10 protein-coding genes are annotated in these 15,252 nt (G+C 65.2%); 5 read left to right on the top strand and 5 right to left on the bottom strand.

Going from position 1 to position 15,252, the window contains the following annotated elements; translation table 11 throughout:
* Positions 1–65 precede the first annotated feature (65 nt).
* Together AB0C34_RS03675 and AB0C34_RS03670 are read left to right on the top strand one after the other, a co-directional pair.
* Positions 66–1,112, top strand: coding sequence for a MerR family transcriptional regulator (locus AB0C34_RS03675; protein WP_357067088.1), 1,047 nt, complete (start codon positions 66–68; stop codon positions 1,110–1,112).
* Entirely contained in the window at positions 1,109–1,609 is a 501-nt protein-coding gene (locus AB0C34_RS03670; RefSeq protein WP_357067086.1) for a hypothetical protein, read from the top strand. Before AB0C34_RS03675 ends, AB0C34_RS03670 begins: the two co-directional genes overlap by 4 nt.
* Positions 1,610–1,657: 48 nt before the next feature.
* Here AB0C34_RS03670 and AB0C34_RS03665 read toward each other — a convergent pair whose 3' ends face one another.
* A complete protein-coding gene (locus tag AB0C34_RS03665) occupies positions 1,658–2,920 on the bottom strand; it encodes a TIGR03118 family protein (RefSeq protein WP_357068448.1) in 1,263 nt (420 codons plus the stop codon).
* A gap of 211 nt (positions 2,921–3,131) precedes the next feature.
* On the opposite strand from AB0C34_RS03665, the gene AB0C34_RS03660 reads away from it, so the two are divergent.
* Together AB0C34_RS03660 and AB0C34_RS03655 are read left to right on the top strand one after the other, a co-directional pair.
* Positions 3,132–3,629 (top strand): peroxynitrite isomerase, encoded by a 498-nt coding sequence (locus AB0C34_RS03660; RefSeq protein WP_357067084.1) that lies wholly within the window; start codon positions 3,132–3,134, stop codon positions 3,627–3,629.
* A gap of 304 nt (positions 3,630–3,933) precedes the next feature.
* The gene (locus tag AB0C34_RS03655; protein WP_357067082.1) at positions 3,934–4,596 is read left to right on the top strand and encodes a serine protease; all 663 of its coding nucleotides are present in this window, start codon (positions 3,934–3,936) and stop codon (positions 4,594–4,596) included.
* A gap of 2,362 nt (positions 4,597–6,958) precedes the next feature.
* On the opposite strand, the gene AB0C34_RS03650 is transcribed toward AB0C34_RS03655, so the two are convergent.
* Positions 6,959–8,182 carry an MFS transporter gene (locus tag AB0C34_RS03650; RefSeq protein WP_357067080.1) on the bottom strand — a complete coding sequence of 408 codons (1,224 nt, stop codon included), beginning with the start codon at positions 8,180–8,182 and terminating at the stop codon, positions 6,959–6,961.
* Between the two features lie 549 nt (positions 8,183–8,731).
* On the opposite strand from AB0C34_RS03650, the gene AB0C34_RS03645 reads away from it, so the two are divergent.
* Positions 8,732–11,227 (top strand): LuxR C-terminal-related transcriptional regulator, encoded by a 2,496-nt coding sequence (locus AB0C34_RS03645; protein ID WP_357067078.1) that lies wholly within the window; start codon positions 8,732–8,734, stop codon positions 11,225–11,227.
* Between the two features lie 68 nt (positions 11,228–11,295).
* On the opposite strand, the gene AB0C34_RS03640 is transcribed toward AB0C34_RS03645, so the two are convergent.
* The 3 genes from AB0C34_RS03640 to AB0C34_RS03630 all read right to left on the bottom strand — a co-directional run bounded on the left by AB0C34_RS03640 (position 11,296) and on the right by AB0C34_RS03630 (position 15,240).
* Positions 11,296–11,640 carry a hypothetical protein gene (locus AB0C34_RS03640; RefSeq protein ID WP_357067076.1) on the bottom strand — a complete coding sequence of 115 codons (345 nt, stop codon included), beginning with the start codon at positions 11,638–11,640 and terminating at the stop codon, positions 11,296–11,298.
* An 866-nt stretch (positions 11,641–12,506) separates the two neighbouring features.
* Positions 12,507–14,294 (bottom strand): penicillin-binding transpeptidase domain-containing protein, encoded by a 1,788-nt coding sequence (locus AB0C34_RS03635; protein WP_357067074.1) that lies wholly within the window; start codon positions 14,292–14,294, stop codon positions 12,507–12,509.
* A gap of 82 nt (positions 14,295–14,376) precedes the next feature.
* Positions 14,377–15,240: a GNAT family N-acetyltransferase gene (locus AB0C34_RS03630; RefSeq protein WP_357067072.1), complete on the bottom strand. Its 864-nt coding sequence runs from the start codon at positions 15,238–15,240 to the stop codon at positions 14,377–14,379.
* Positions 15,241–15,252 lie beyond the last annotated feature (12 nt).

The raw sequence follows: 15,252 nt of genomic DNA, 5'->3' as shown, positions 1-15,252 counted from the left end.
TTCGCGCCGCTGCGGCGGCACGCCGCGTTTGACCTTCGACCTGGTTGAGACTCCATGATGGCCGGGTGGCAGGTTCGGCATCCGAAGGATTGATCACGATCGGCGTCCTCGCGCGGGCCAGTGGGCTCACCGCGAGTGCGCTGCGTTTCTACGACGACTGCGGGCTACTGATCCCGGCTGCGGTCGATCCGCTGACCGGATACCGCTACTACACCGAGGCGCAGCGCGAACGCGCGACGCTCATCCGGCAGTTGCGCGCGATCGACCTGCCGCTGGACACGATTGCAAGAATCTTGTCCGACGACGCCGCACGGGCACGCCAGCTCCTCGACGACCACGTGGACGAACTCGCACGACGGGCCCGCGACGCCGCGCATGTCGTCGCGGCGGTCAAGCGATCGCTCGGAACAGGCTCGCACGTAGTGGTGTCCGCGGCGGCCCTCGCCGACGCACTCGAGCAGGTCCGCGCCGCCGCGGCGACCACGCGGGGCATCCCGGTGCTGGCCGGCGTTCTGGTGGAGGCCGACGCGAATGTCCTCACGCTCACCGCGACCGACCGCTACCGGCTCTGCACACGCAGCGTGGTGGCGCACCGCGGCCGCGGCGGCGCATGGTCGCGGGTACTCGACCCGGACGGACTCGGGCCGACCACCGCATGGCTGCGCGGCGAGGACGAGATCATCGCGACTCCGACGGAGCACTTCCTGATCCTGAGCGGCAGCAATGCCGAACACCGTTCCGCCGTCATCGACGCGCCGTTCCCGGATTATCGTGCCGTGCTGTCCGGACTGGGCCCGGTGCGGACCAGGGCAGTCGTCGCCCGTGACCAACTGCTGGGCATACTCGAAAAAACTGAAGCGACCGTGCAATTGGCGATCGACCAGACCGGCATCACCGTGTCCGAGAACAACCACCTGTCCGCCACGGTCACCGGCTCCGCCCTCACCGTGTACTTCGACACCGCGACACTGCTCGCCACCGTCCACACCGCACTCGGCCCCGATCTGATGCTCGACATCGCCGCTGCCGACCAGCCGGTGCTCCTGCGCTCGGCCACCGACGGCGCCCTCACCACCCTGGCCATGCCCACTCGACCGACCGGAGAATCATGACCACCCCCACCGACGAGACCATGGCCGCTATCACTCGAGCGGTCGCACTCGGACACGAAGGCCGTCCGGACGTCGCCCGCGAGTCCCTGCTCACCCTGTGGACTTCGCTCGGACCGCAGGGCGACCCACTACACCGCTGCGTCCTCGCCCACTACCTGGCTGACCTCTACGACGACGCGGCCGAAGCGCTCACCTGGGATATCCGAGCCTTGGATGCCGCTGACAGCCTGTCCGACGATCGCGCGAGCGGCCACGCCGGGTCACTGCGCGTCGCCGCCTTCTACCCCTCGCTGCATCTCAACCTCGCCGATGTATACCGCAGGCTGAACTCCTTCGCCGCCGCACAACGCGAAATCGACGCCGCCCGCGCCTGCCTACACACCCTCGCCGACGACGGCTACGGCGCCGTCATTCGCACGGCAGTGCACGAGGTCGAGTCGGCGATCCACGATCGGCGCACCGACCGCCGGGTCTCGGCGCCGACCGGAGGCCGATAGCGGAAAGCGGCCCACATCGTCCGACGCGGGCCGCTCGACTGAATCGGCTTACTTCACACGGAACTTGCCGAACAAACCGTCCTTCTGGTCGTGCGGTCCCGCGGTGAAGTAGAGCGAGTCGGCGTCACCGAGGCTCTCACCGTTACCGAACATCAGCGCCCAGAGACCTTCGACCGCGACCGGCTTGCCCGTGCCGTCACGCAGGTAATCGATGAACGTGCCGGTGGCATCGTCGTAGGCCACCACGTGCCCCGCGCCCCCGAAGTTGCCGACCAACAATGCGCCACCCAGCGGGCCGAATTCCGCGGGCGCGATGGCGACGGCCGACGGGGCATTCAACCGCTTGCCGTCAGCGAGGATGCGGACCAACTTGCCGTTGGCGTCGAACTCGGCGACCTTGCCCTTGTCCGGCTTACCGCTGGCATCCCTCTCCTCGTCCTTGCCCAGCGAATCCTCCTCACCGGCGTCGAACGTGGTCGAGTCTTTCTCGTCGGACTCGGTGTCGGCGTAGGTGATGAACACTCGGTCGCCGACGGTGGCGACGTTGAACGGTGCGGGGTCGCCCGGCTTGGCCCTCTTGCCTTTGTCCGGCGCGGACGCATCGACCGCCACGCCGGTGGCGAACGGGTTGGCGAAGCCGACGGTCGGGATCAGCTGCCAGTCCTTGTCGAACGTCCGCACCTGCGGGTCGGCGCCGAAATCGGCGGCGAGCAGCCTGTCACCCGAGGGCGCGAGCGCAATCCCGAAGAACCGCATACCCTGCGGCTGGCCGTCGAAGACCAGGTTGGCCGGACCGTCTCGGCGCACGATCTGTCCGTCCAAGCCCTGGTCGGTCCACGCCGAGAGCTTGCCGGAATCGGTGGCGAAGATGTAGCGGGCCGACCCGTTCAGCAGCTGCGGGGCGCCGTCCACGTCGACCGGCTGGTCATGCACGAAGAACAGATCGGAGGTGCTCGGCGCCGGGTTGCCCACGACCCCGGTGGTCTTGCCCGCGCTGGTGTCGGAGGTGTCGGCGTCGGCGCCCGGAATGGTGACAGCCGTCAGCGGATCCTGGAAGAGCTTCTGCACCTGGGGATCCGAGGACTTGGTGACGTCACCGATGAAGGGGAACGAAGAGCCGCCCGCGCCGACCACGAAGTGCCCGTCCGCGCTTTTCGGGCGGTCGGCGAGACCCCGGGCATTCACCATTCCGGGAAAAGTGAACTGCGCGTGGTACTCGGTGTTGTTGGACGCGAGATTGGACTGGATGTACCTGTTGCCGTCGAGGCCCGGTGCCGGCTCGTTCGTATCCGAGCAGGCGACGACGACCAGTGCGACGCCCAGCACCGATGCGTGCCGCAGACCCTTTCCGGTCCGCGACCGTAGTGCACCGCTCGGGCGCGAATCACTCCACCGTCCGTTCAACTTTCCCGTTCCTTTCCGACCATCACCACTATTGGCGATTAGGCGACGCTAACCTTAGCGTGCAATAAGTTGGAAGGTATCCGAGCGCCCCGACAAGCACGGGTTTAGGCTGTTCGCCGTGGTCGAACACCATCCTCTGATAGCTCTGCATCCGGATATCGCCCCGTTGGCGCCGCTACTCGGCACATGGCGTGGCAGCGGACAGGGTGTTTACTCGACCGTTGAGCCATTCGGTTATGTCGAGGAAATACGGTTCGGCCACCTCGGGCGCCCGTTCCTCACCTATCGACAGAAGACCCGAGCCACCGACGACGGGCGCCCGCTGCACTCCGAAACCGGGTATCTGCGCTGCCCGCGACCGGACCGAGTCGAATTGATCCTCGCCCACCCGACGGGGATCACCGAAATCTGCGAAGGCGGGCTCTCCCTCGATGACGGTCGGCTGTCTCTGGAGTTGGACTCCACCGACATCGGTTGTAGTACCACCGCGAAACTCGTGACCACCCTCGGCCGCTCGATCCGGATATCCGGCGACACGTTCGACTACACCGTGCGCATGGCTGCCGTGGGCGAGCCGCTGCAACAACATCTCTCGGCAACCCTGCACAGGGTGTGACCGCAGCGCGACTGCCGCGCATTCCGTCTGCCGATATCGCACGTTCGACAGCCGACTTCGTCCAGCGTTGACGTGTTGCCTGGACAGCATCGCGGCAAATTGAAGACGCCGCGCGTCACGCGTAGCTAGTGTCGTCGATGTGGGCGCGTCCGCACTGGAAACGCACACCCACCACAGGCTCCACGGGCACAGAACACGCGTGACGATGACGCATTGTCGCCTTACCGGCCACCCTGTCGAAGAATGAGCAGAGGCTGTTCCGCCCGCACAGATGGTGCGGTTCATTCGAGGGATTGGATGGGACATGCTCGAGAAACTCGCGGGAGCCGCCGTCGCACTCGCGGCATGGATAGCGCTGACCGGGGCGCAAGGAGCTATCGCGCATGCCGCTGGTCCGGCCGTCCTGGGTGGCGGCTCCGGCATCGTTGTCGATGACCAGCGCATATGCACGCTCACGACGATCGGGCACGATTCCGGAGGTCGGCTGGTCGGTTTCACCGCAGGTCATTGCGGCGATGCTGGCGCCACAGTCGTCGCCGAGGGCAACCGCGACGCCGGCGTAGTCGGCACCTTCGCCTACACGAACACCGAACTGGACTACGCCGTCATCGTGTTCGATCCCGCCAAGGTCATGCCGGTGAACCGGGTGGGAAACACGACGATCACCAGTGTGGGCGGTCCTGCGCGCTTTCCGGATATCGCCTGTAAGGAAGGCTTTTCCACCGGTCAGACCTGCGGACTGACCTATGGCGATGTGTTGCAGTCCAACACCTCGACCTTGACTCAGATATGCGTCGCTCCCGGTGACTCCGGCGGTCCGGTCGTGGTCGGAACGGTGCTCGTCGGCATGGTCAACGGGTACCTGTCCGTACCGTGCCTCGGACCGCAACTCGGGTCGAACATCACCGCCGTTGTCAACGACGCCGACGCGCGAGGTGGCGTCGGGGCGGGTTTCCACCCGATCTAGCTGGACACCGTGCTGTCCGAGCGGTGTTACGCACTCGGCACCACTGAGAATTCCAGCCGGAATCTCCCCACTCGCGATCGGCGATCACGACGCGCTCCAGTGCGTGTTCACGAGCTGGTTCGAGCAAGTCTGCGAGGTGGACTATCGACAACACCCGCATACTTGGCGGAGGAGACAAGAGGACAAATATCGGCGGCAATTCAACGGTTCGACAGGTAGGAATGCGACCGACTCTCGTAGGGGCGACACTGCGCCTTCAGAATCAGATACTGGTCGTCGGGCAATTAATTCAGGGTCAGCAGTACGACTTGCGCGATCATCATCTTATTCTCGAATGTGGGGGCCGCCTTCGACGATGAACACCGATTTGCCTCCGCGAATCGTGTCGCCAGAGTCGATTCTCCGGCTCATTGTTGACAAAGGATCCGTTCGACAGTCCACTGTCCGCGATCAGTCCAGTAATCGGACAACCAGTCGGTGGCGGGCGGAACCGAAACAGTCGCGTCGGCGTGTCCATTATTTCGGCTGGGTTCGACCGGCCGATTGTCACGGTGGGTGCGTGATGGTCGGGCGAAGGTCGGGCCACATTCCGTGGCCCACCCGGTGGGACAAGATGGCAGCATCGCAAACAGGAGCCGGTTCTGGCAGATTGCCGCGGTAACCGAGTGGTCGCGCTGATTATGCGACCTGGATAGCGGGCGGTCGCCGGCCGAGCCGGATCATCCAGTCGCGGGAACGGCCGAGGCCGAACGGCCAGCGACTACTGCCGCGGCGGGCTCGGACGTCGAACCTTCAATCGTCACCGGACACGCCCCGCAAGCCGGGCAAGCGGGCCCGGCCCTGCAGGCGAGGTGACATCTCGGTGGCGTTCCGAGGTCACCGGAAACGCACATGGCCTCTAGAGCGTCAACACGAAGCCGACCAACCGGAGACCGGACTGGGTCCGATCCGAGCTCGCTATCGCCGCCGCGCACCGTGGACGACACCGAAAATGTGCCAGGCAGCCACAAGATTGATACTCGAGCCGCACTTTGTTATGCAATCGCTATCTTCGCCGGCAGTTGGCTTGTTCGGCCCGGTCGAGACGCCCGCCCAGACGATTCCCGACCTCTCACGTCGACACCGTCCGGCCCAAACCAAGTGCACGACACGATATTCCACGCGAGATCCGCCTGCGCCGATCGAGGTGGCCCGAACGCATGGCGGGGTCACCTACTCCGCGACTCCGGCTAGCCACACCCGATCAACCGATAGGCAACCTCCCCGGTCGCGTACACGCAGAACCACCTCGACCCGGAGTTCTCGACAACTGACGTTGCCAGGGCATTGCCGCTGCGCCCCTGGCTATGTCACACAGGCCCGCACCGAACACGTCCCGTCTGCGATCAGCACGCCGCTCGGATGACTCGGACGTTCGGTCAGCATGCGCGGACACCGGCACGGGCACGGGCACGGGCACGGGCACCACTGGCAATCCCCGCCACACTGTCGGCCAGCCACCACCTCCCGCCCGGTACGGTGCCACCAGCGGCTTCCGCATGTGTCCACCCATTCTTGCTGCCCGAGACCCCTGCACATGACCCCGCAACGCGGTTCAGCCCGCGAGAAATGCACCATTACCTGTGCGAACAGACCACCCGAACCCACAACTCCGGTGGTCGAGCCCCAATGCTCGCCACGCCAAAAGTTGTTATTGCACAACATTACGAAGTGCGGCTGGAGTACTGATTCATAGAGCCCGTGGACTTTTGGTCGCCAGTCGGAACGCGCGCCGATCCGCCCACCGCACGTAACTGACCTCCGGAAACGCCAGAGCCTGACAAAGAACGACGCACTCTATACCCAGAATTGGGAAGCTTGATCGAGATCGACTGGACCACAATGGATAACACATTGCGCGACCGAAGAAGCGGAGGCCTCGATGAGCCAGTTTGTATACGGCGGTGCGAATTACCTCGGCAACGTTAAGAAATGGTCCGCTCGAGCATTGCCTTCATGAACATGCCGACAGCAATCGGAACATCGTCAGTCCAGTGGAATAACTGACACTTCGAACGGCGGCATTTCTTCTGAATGCCCGCCCCTGTGTACTCAGGCGGGAATTCCGCCCGAGTTCCGAGACTGCCTGGGGCATAAGCCGCCTCAGGCTGATCAAAGAGGAAGGAACCTCCGATGACCAAGATTGCCCCGCCGCCCGGCACAATGACACCTCCCCCCGGCATGATCGTTCCGCCGCCGATGGCCCCGCCGCCGATGGCGCCGCCGCCGTTCGCCCCGCCGCCGCTCGGGTGAGATAGCCGAGACTATCGGCCGGCTTCGACATTCGTGGCGAAGCCGGCCGATACTCGCATGGCGGCCGTTGTCACCGCAGACGACCCAATATCACCTCGGGTTTTGTTGCGCTGATAGTGCTCCCGCGCACCGCAAGGACGAGCATCGCGACAAGCAGTGCCCACCGAGTGGTAACGATCCCGACGGCGGACAATAGGTAGCCCGCACTCAGCGCGCCGAGTGCCATTGCCCCCTCGGAGACCAGCGACATGGTCCCGAGAGCGCGTCCGAGAACCCGCTCGGGTATAACGGACACCCGGTAGACAGTCAATGCGATGTTGCTGGCGACGGCGACGCATCCGATGCCGCACCAACACAGCGCCAGCACAATAGGGTTGACGCTGAACGCGATCGGCACGAGCAGCGCTGTCCACATCCACAGCGCTCCTCGATAGGCGCATTCCGCGGAGAAACGGTCGGTGATCCATGGGCCCATCGCGGCGCCGAGGATTCCGCCCACCCCGGACATACCCAGCACGACACCGGTAATCCAGGCCGGTTGACCACTGATTTTCAGCTCCACCAGGATCAGCAGCAACACAACTTGAATGATGACATTCGAGGCTCCGATCAGCAGTGTCGAGGTGCGCAGCAGTGGTTCGGCCCAGACGATGCGCATACCGGCCAGAATCTCTCGCCCGGTTGGTCGGGAGGAGTCCGCGGATTCCGCCTCCACCGACTTCGGTCGAATCCGGGATAGCGCAGCGGCGCAATAGATGTAGGACGCGGCATTGGCGATGAACGGCAGCCAGCGAGCGACACCGTACATCGCGGCCCCCGTCGCACGCCCGATCAGATTCGCGATCGATTGCTCGGCCTCGAGGAATGCGAACGCCGCCGGCCGTTGTTCGACGGAAACCAGATCCCGCACCATGCCCAGTTCGCTCAGGCTGACGAAGACGTAGACGCTTCCCTCGATGAATGCGGTACCGGCGAGGATCACGCCCAGACTTGGAGGCCGGGCCGTAGCCGCCGCGGCGGCCAGACAGGTGCCGGCCAACCCGACCACTTGGCAAATCTTCAAGGTTCGTAGCCTATCGGCCCGGTCGGCGAGCATGCCGGCCGGAATTTGGAAGAGCAAACCCGGCGCGCTCAGCGCGAACCCCGCCCAACCGGCCGCCACGGGCGAACCGGTCACCGCCAGCACCAGCATCGGGTAAGCGATTCGTACACCGTGAAATCCCATCAGCGATAACGCGTTTCCGGACCACAGCAGCACAAAATTCCGGTCCGTATAGATCCGCGATCCACTCATTGTCGCCGGAGGCGATGCACAACCGTTGCGGCGCCGCACCGAACCCCGCAGCCGCATCTCGAGCGCATCCGTTGCCTTTCTTCGATTCCGCGCGGCCGGGCAGGACACCACCAGATCCGGCGTGGAGTGTGGCCGAATCGTATTGGGGCACCGGCGTATTCCTCGATGTCGGATTCCCATTACTGGGAGTTCACCGGACGAGATCGCGAACCCGAACTCCACCCGACCCCTGCCGCAACCGAACCGGGGAGGCCGCCGAGGACTCGACCGACCGCGAACCATGATCAATCGGCCCTCGCCCGCCCGCCGTCCACAAACCAATTCGGTAACGAGGCCGGACGATCCACGCGCTTGTGGCACACGAGATAACGAACCGGCTGCCGGGCCTGCCCAGAGATAGCGTGCGGTGCATCCGGACGACTAGGCTGGGCTGATATGTCGGCGACGCATCGAGAGCGTGGCAGGGGTCCGGTAGCGGCAACGGATAGTTTCGTTGGTCGCGGCCCGGAGCTCGACAGGATCTGCGCGCTGCTTGTAGGTTCGGCCCGATTGATCACACTGCTCGGGCCGGGCGGGATCGGGAAAACGCGACTCGCGACCGCGGCGCTCGGCCGGTTCGGCAAAGCCAGCAATACCCCGGTGTTCTGGGTACGACTGGCCCGATTGGCCAAAGGCGCCGACGCGGTAGCGATCGAAGAAGAGGCAACGGCATCGGTGGTCGAGGCCGACTTTTCGGGACGGTCGGGGTGGGAGGCGTTGGTCGATACATTGACCAGGACCGACGAGTCGGAACACACCCTGCGGACGGTACTGGTGATGGACAACTGCGAGCACGTCCTCACCGGCGCCGGACACGTTATCGCGGAATTGCTCGCCGCGGTACCGGGATTGACTATCGTGGCCACCAGCCGCGAGGCGATCGGGTGGGTCGACGAACACGTGGTAGTAGTTCCCCCGCTGACTCGGGAGCAGGCGGTGACCTTGTTCAAGCAGCGCGCCGAGTTCACCGGTCACCCCATCGCGGACGCCGATGAGGGGACGGTGGTCGGCTTGATCTGCGGTCGTGCGCATAATCACCCTCTGTGCGTGCGGTTGGCGGCGGCGCGGTTGATGCGGCAGCCATTGGCGATGATCGTCCGAGAATTGTCCGGCGAGGCGACCGACAGACGATTGCGATGGTCACATGGACCGCGGGTGGGCGCCGAACGACGGCATCAGGGGGTCCGTAGCGTCATTGCCTGGTCTTATGACCTGTGTTCGGACAAGGAGCAGTTGCTGCTGGACCGCATGTCGGTCTTCGCCGCAGGGTACGACACCAACCCCGAAGATCACACCTGTTCGGCCCTGGATGTCGGCGCCGATCTGGAGGCCATCGAGGCGGTGTGCGCCGACGAGCCGGCACCCGAACCCGACCACAATAGAAAGATCGTGGTAGGTGTGGCGGCCGACGACGTCGAGGGTCTGCTCGAGCGTCTGGTCGACCAGTCGCTGGTGACCGCCCACATCACACCCAACGCGGTGCGCTACTCGATGCTGGAGTGCATTCGCCTGTTCACCCGGCAACAGCTCGAAGAACGGTCCACTGTCGAGGTCGACGAACCGGCGCGGTTCGAACAACGGCACCGTCGTTACTATCGGGACAAAGTCGTTCATGTACAACGCAATTGGTTCAGCCCCGCCGAGCAGGATCTGTTGAACTGGGCGCGCGCGGCGTGCGACAACATCATGACCGCGATCGAGACCAGCCTGACCGCGGGCGAACCGGTCGTCGGCTTGGAAATCTCCGCGGGTCTGATATCGCTACGAGCATCTTTTTTCAAGGGATCGCTTCGAGAACTGCTGCTCTGGACCGAACGCGCCCTGCGGGCGACCCGCACGCTGACCCCGCAGCCCATCGAGCTCCAAGTCGAGGCCATGACCTTGATCGGGTGGCTTTCCCTGCTCCAGGGCAACAACGAGGACGCCGAACAGATCCTCGAGGACTGCGTGACCGCGTGCATCGATGATCCGAAGACCCGACAGAACTGGCGACGCACCCCCGAAAGCGACATCGGACTTCCCGCTCCGGTCGAATTCGTCTGGGGTGTAGAACTGATGTTCGCCCACCGCGACCCGAAAGCCATCCCGGTGTTGGCGCGGGCACTGGAGAAATACCGCGCTCTCGGCGTGCGCGGCGGCGAGGCGAGAAGCGAATGGCACCAGGCTTTGGCCGCGAGCCTTCTCGGATCGGCTGGACAGGCCATGGAGATCACACGGCGTCACCTCGAGCACGCCGCCGACGCCGGAGCGTGGTCGAAGGCATGGGCCGAGTTGCCCGTGGCGATCGCGTTGACCAAACACGGTGATCCGAAGGAGGCGTTGACGGTCGGATACACGATACTCGCGCACCAGGTAGCTGTGCACGACCAGTGGGGCGCGGTGTGGACCATACATGTCCGGATATGGTCGTTGGCGCAGGTCATCACCGATTCGATCGCGGCGGGCAGCACCGACGGGATGGAACTGAGGAAGGTAGCCACCAAAACCGCGCAACTCGCCGGAGCAGCGGCAAGGTTATCTGCGGAGTTGGGTGTCAGTATCGATGGCCTGGGCCCCGTTGCCTATGAGACGAGCAAGGCCGTCGACATCGCTCGCCAGATGCTCGGACCTGACGCGTTCGCCGCCGCACAGCAGCAAGGCTCCCGGTTACGCCCCGAGTTCTGTGAGGTGCAGCGCTTGGCGCTGGGGACGCTGTCCATCGAGAAGATGCCGATGGACCATCCCGCCCGGGAAAACACCTCCTCGCACTGGGGCGAGCTGACGGCAGCCGAGCAGCAGGTTGCGACCTTGGCCGCGGCCGGGTGGACGAATGCCGCGATCGCGGCCCGCCGAGGAATTTCCCGCAGGACCGTGGACGCGCAGATGGCCGCCATCTTCCAGAAACTGACCATCGCCTCACGCGATGACATCATCGGATTCGTTCCCGAAGACCAAATCGGCGAGGTTCGCACCGAGGCGACCAGACAGCCACACCGAACCGGGCATCGCCCACGTAGCCCACGGTGACGGTGATAGTCCGGGCACTCCCTGATCCAGCCGGGTGATCGGGCTGGGAAGCGTCCGTGACGAAGGGTTCAGGTCCAGAGTCTGCGACAGGGTAGGGGGGGTCGGCTGTCACAGAGTTCGTCATCGATCGTGACGTCTGCGCCGACCTTGTGGGCGACCGCGGCGAACCGGTCGGCCACCTCGCGGTAATCCTGGTAGTCCAACTCCAACGACGGACACGTGAACCGTACGCGGATGTGGCACAGATCCTGTTGCCACGTGTCCACTCCGTTGATGGGCGTGTCGTTCCAGCCGAGATCGTCGGCCTCGCAGACCGATCCCAGCCGGTGCGGATCCGACGTCCGGTCCTTGGTGACCGGCCATGGTTCCGAGTAGGTGGGCTGCTCGCCGGGTCGCACGATCGCGCTGGTCATTGCAGTTCTCCCCTCAGCCGGATCGGCGCGGAACGAGGACTCAGAACGTGCAGTTCGGGCATCGACCGACATTTCACCTGCGTACGAGACAACGTCATGGACATCGGGGCCGCAGGGGTTCGGTCCGCCATCGGCAAGGGGGCCAGCCGTGCACTCCGCAGCAGCCGATGAGCCAACGGCATACCACGCCTGCCCACCTGACTCAGTCCGCGTCGCACCCTTCGGTCCTTCCGGCCATCGAACACAAATCCTGACAATCACCAATGATTGACGAATAGGGGTGGTGCCGCGCATCGGCAGATACCGATGGATATACCTATAGCGGCTACCTAGTAGCCCCACATAAGCCACTGTGTGAGGTGCCTGTGTACGACCGCCCGGTACCTTGGATACCACCATAATCGGGTAAAAGTGCCAGTTCAGAGGCCATCCGCGCGGTTCAGTTGGCCATGTTCGAGTGCTGGCCGAAGACGCGAACTTTCTCGCAGCGGCCATGATCTCCCCGCGGTGGCGACGGAATGCCGACAAGTTTGGTGAGAACCTCGCCACCTGGTCCCGCAATGGCGGCCAGGGCTGATCCGGCTGATCGGGCGTATCGACGCCGCACCGTGGACGGCTGCTCGCAGGTCGAGCGCGACCATAGCGGCACCCTCCGGATGTATGCGGTGCGGGAGCCAGGACAGCGTGGGGGGCGATCATGGACATTCTCCGGTTCGAGAGCGGAAAGCTGGTCGAAGACCGGGACGTCTTGGATTCTGAGTCGGTGCGGTGACCGCCCGGTACCCGAAACAGCGATGCCGCTGCGGCGGGTACCGCGCCCGGCGCGACGTGATCGTCCGCTCCTGGTTGTCCAGCCGAGGAAAGCGTCAGTACCCAGCGGGCAGCGCCGCGAACATGTCCCGCGTCACCGCGACCGCGTTGTCGGAACTGCCGCCCCGCACCAGCAGGGTCGCGAAGGCGATATCACCGCGAAAGCCGACGAACCAGGAATGCGACCCACCGTCGACCTCGGCCTCGCCGGTCTTGCCGGACACCTCACCCTGATCGGCGATCCGTTCGGCCGTGCCACCGGTGACCACTCGGCGCATCATCGCGCGCAGCCCGTCGACCACGTCGGAGGCGAGGGCGGGACGATCGCCATCGATCTCGGTCGGACGCCCTGCGATCAGATAGGGCACGGGCGCCGAGCCATGCGCGATGGTCGCCGTCATCAGTGCCATGCCGAACGGGCTGACTACTACCTTGCCTTGCCCGATGCCGTCTTCGGTGCGCTGGATCAGATTGTCGGCGGATGGCACCGTGCCGGACACCGTTGGCAGCCCCACCACCGAATAGCGCGGTCCCACACCCAGTTTCGCGGCGGTGTCATGCAGCGCCGAGCCCGGCAGCGCACTGGCAAGTTGGGCGAACGAGGTGTTGCAGGACCGTTCGTAGGCGGTGGTCATCGGAACGCTACCCACGGTGAACAGATTGTAGTTGGGGATGGTTCGCTCCCCGATCACAATCTGGCTCGGGCACGGCAGCACCGTGTCCGGTGTCGCGAGGCCGGTCGAGATCGCCGCGGCCGCGGTGACCGTCTTGAACACCGAGCCGGGCGGGTATTGGCCAATCGTCGCGATCGGCCCGTCCCGATCGGCGGCCTTGTTCTGTGCGACCGCCAGAATCGCGCCGGTGGACGGGCGAAGCACCACCATCATGGTCTGCTCGGTCCGCGGGTCCACCGCACGCTGGGCGGCGTTCTGCACATTGCGATCGATGCTCAGCGAGAACGATGGCGCGGGTTGCGCGGGCACCTCGGTGAGCAGATCGGTGTCGACCCCGTTGGCGTTCATGGTGACCACGCTCCACCCCGCCTTGCCGTCTACCTCTTCGATCACCGTTTTGCGCACTTGGGCCAGCAGATCGGGTGCGAAATCGCGGTCGGTACCGATCAGGTCCCACTGTTGGGTCAGCGTGACGCCGGGCAGCCCGATGAGATCGGTACTTACCTGACCGGATTCGTTCTCGTTCAGCCGCGCGACGGTGTAGGCGCCGGTGGCAGCCTTCGCCGCACGGAGGATGGACTCGGGCGTCAACGACTTGTCGAAGCGATTCAGCGCGGCGGCCAAGGCGGTGGCCACCGCCTTGGCGTCCGTGGCCTGCGCCGCGGTGAACGCGACCCGGGACACCTTGCCCGGCACCAGCACATCACTGCCGGACTGCTCGTTGACCCTGGCCCGTGGCGCCGGGGCGGACCGCAACGCCAAGGTCTGCGTGTCGCCGAGTTTCGGGTGGATGTCCGACGAGGTCCAGCGGACCATCCAGCGCCCGTCGCTGCGACCCATCTGCAACTGCCCGGAGTAGCGCCACATCCTATTCTTGGGCAGCCGCCACTCGTAGGTGTAGTCGACGGTGGCGGTATCGCCGCTGACCCGCGCCGCGCCGGTGCGCGCGACAAGCTGTTCGGCCTGCAACTTGTCCCACGCGGAACGCAGTGCGCCGCTGGCCTTCTCCGGGAGATTGGTGAATTCGGCGGCGGCAGCCACATCATTCCGGGCAAATGCCTCGACGAACGCGTCGGCGACGGGGAGCGGACCGCGTGGCTCGCTCGCGCAACCGGCCGCGGCGACCGCGAGCGCCACGACCGTGAGCGAGAGGACCATCCGTGTCGGCATCAGCACCGATCGTAGCCGCCACTGTCCGGCAAACGCCTGCGGCGCTCCGGAATTCGGCCGGACCCGGAGCCACGATCCGCGCTCAGTCGACCAGGATCGTGGCGAAGGTCGCGATCTGCCGGAAGCCGACCCGACTGTAGGCGCGGCGGGCTATCTCGTTGTAGTCGTTCACGTACAGGCTCGCGGTGCGACCGGAAGCGACCACCGCGCCAGCAACCGATGCGGTACCCGCGGTGCCGTGCCCCTTGCCCCGGTACTCCGGATGCACCCACACCCCTTGGATCTGGCCGGTGCGCCGAGACAGCGAACCGACCTCGGCCTTGAAGATCACCTCGCCGTCCTCGAAACGACCCCAGGCCCGCCCGGATTCGATCAGGCTCTGGATCCGGCGGCGGTAGCCACGCCCGCCGTCGCTCGCCCGCGGATCGACACCAACCTCCTCGATGAACATCGCGATCGCGGCGACGAGGTAGCGATCGAGTTCGTCGGGGCGCACCCGGCGAACCGCCAGGTCGGGTGTGGACAGCGGCGGCTGGGCGAGGGCGAGTAACGGCTGTTGCTCGCGCACCTCTCGTTCCGGACCCCAATGATCGGACAGCATCTCCCACAGTGGCAGTGCCAGCTCTCTGCGGCCGACCACCGAGGAACACATTCGAGGCCACCGGATCGCGCGGTCGGCGAAGGCGCGCAGCGCGTCGTGGTCGCCGAGCAACGGCACCAGATTCGCGCCCGAGAAACACAGTGACACCGAGGGCCCGCCCCGGCTCCACAGTTCGCCGTGGCCGCACCGGGCGTCCAGACCGAACTCCTGTAGTCGGGCAGCGATCATGCACGAGGCGATCGGATCGGCATCCAGAACACGTAGTACCTGCGCCAGGTCCCGGTTGGCGAGCTGCCGCGCAGGGAGATCTTTGCTCCGGCGCGTCGGCTCCAGCAGACTCCGCACGGTGACAGCCTG

The organism is Nocardia sp. NPDC049220 (assembly GCF_040647855.1).
Taxonomy (GTDB): Bacteria; Actinomycetota; Actinomycetes; order Mycobacteriales; family Mycobacteriaceae; genus Nocardia.
The sequence above is the reverse complement of the archived record's forward strand: the minus strand, read 5'-3'. Positions and strand labels throughout refer to the sequence as shown.

What these genes read in the sequence shown, in the direction of transcription:
- AB0C34_RS03670 (WP_357067086.1), top strand. Translation starts at nt 1,109, where the DNA reads ATGACCACCCCCACCGACGAGACCATGGCCGCTATCACTCGAGCGGTC.
- AB0C34_RS03655 (WP_357067082.1), top strand. Translation starts at nt 3,934, where the DNA reads ATGCTCGAGAAACTCGCGGGAGCCGCCGTCGCACTCGCGGCATGGATA.
- AB0C34_RS03650 (WP_357067080.1), bottom strand. Translation starts at nt 8,182, where the DNA reads ATGAGTGGATCGCGGATCTATACGGACCGGAATTTTGTGCTGCTGTGG.
- AB0C34_RS03640 (WP_357067076.1), bottom strand. Translation starts at nt 11,640, where the DNA reads ATGACCAGCGCGATCGTGCGACCCGGCGAGCAGCCCACCTACTCGGAA.
- AB0C34_RS03635 (WP_357067074.1), bottom strand. Translation starts at nt 14,294, where the DNA reads ATGCCGACACGGATGGTCCTCTCGCTCACGGTCGTGGCGCTCGCGGTC.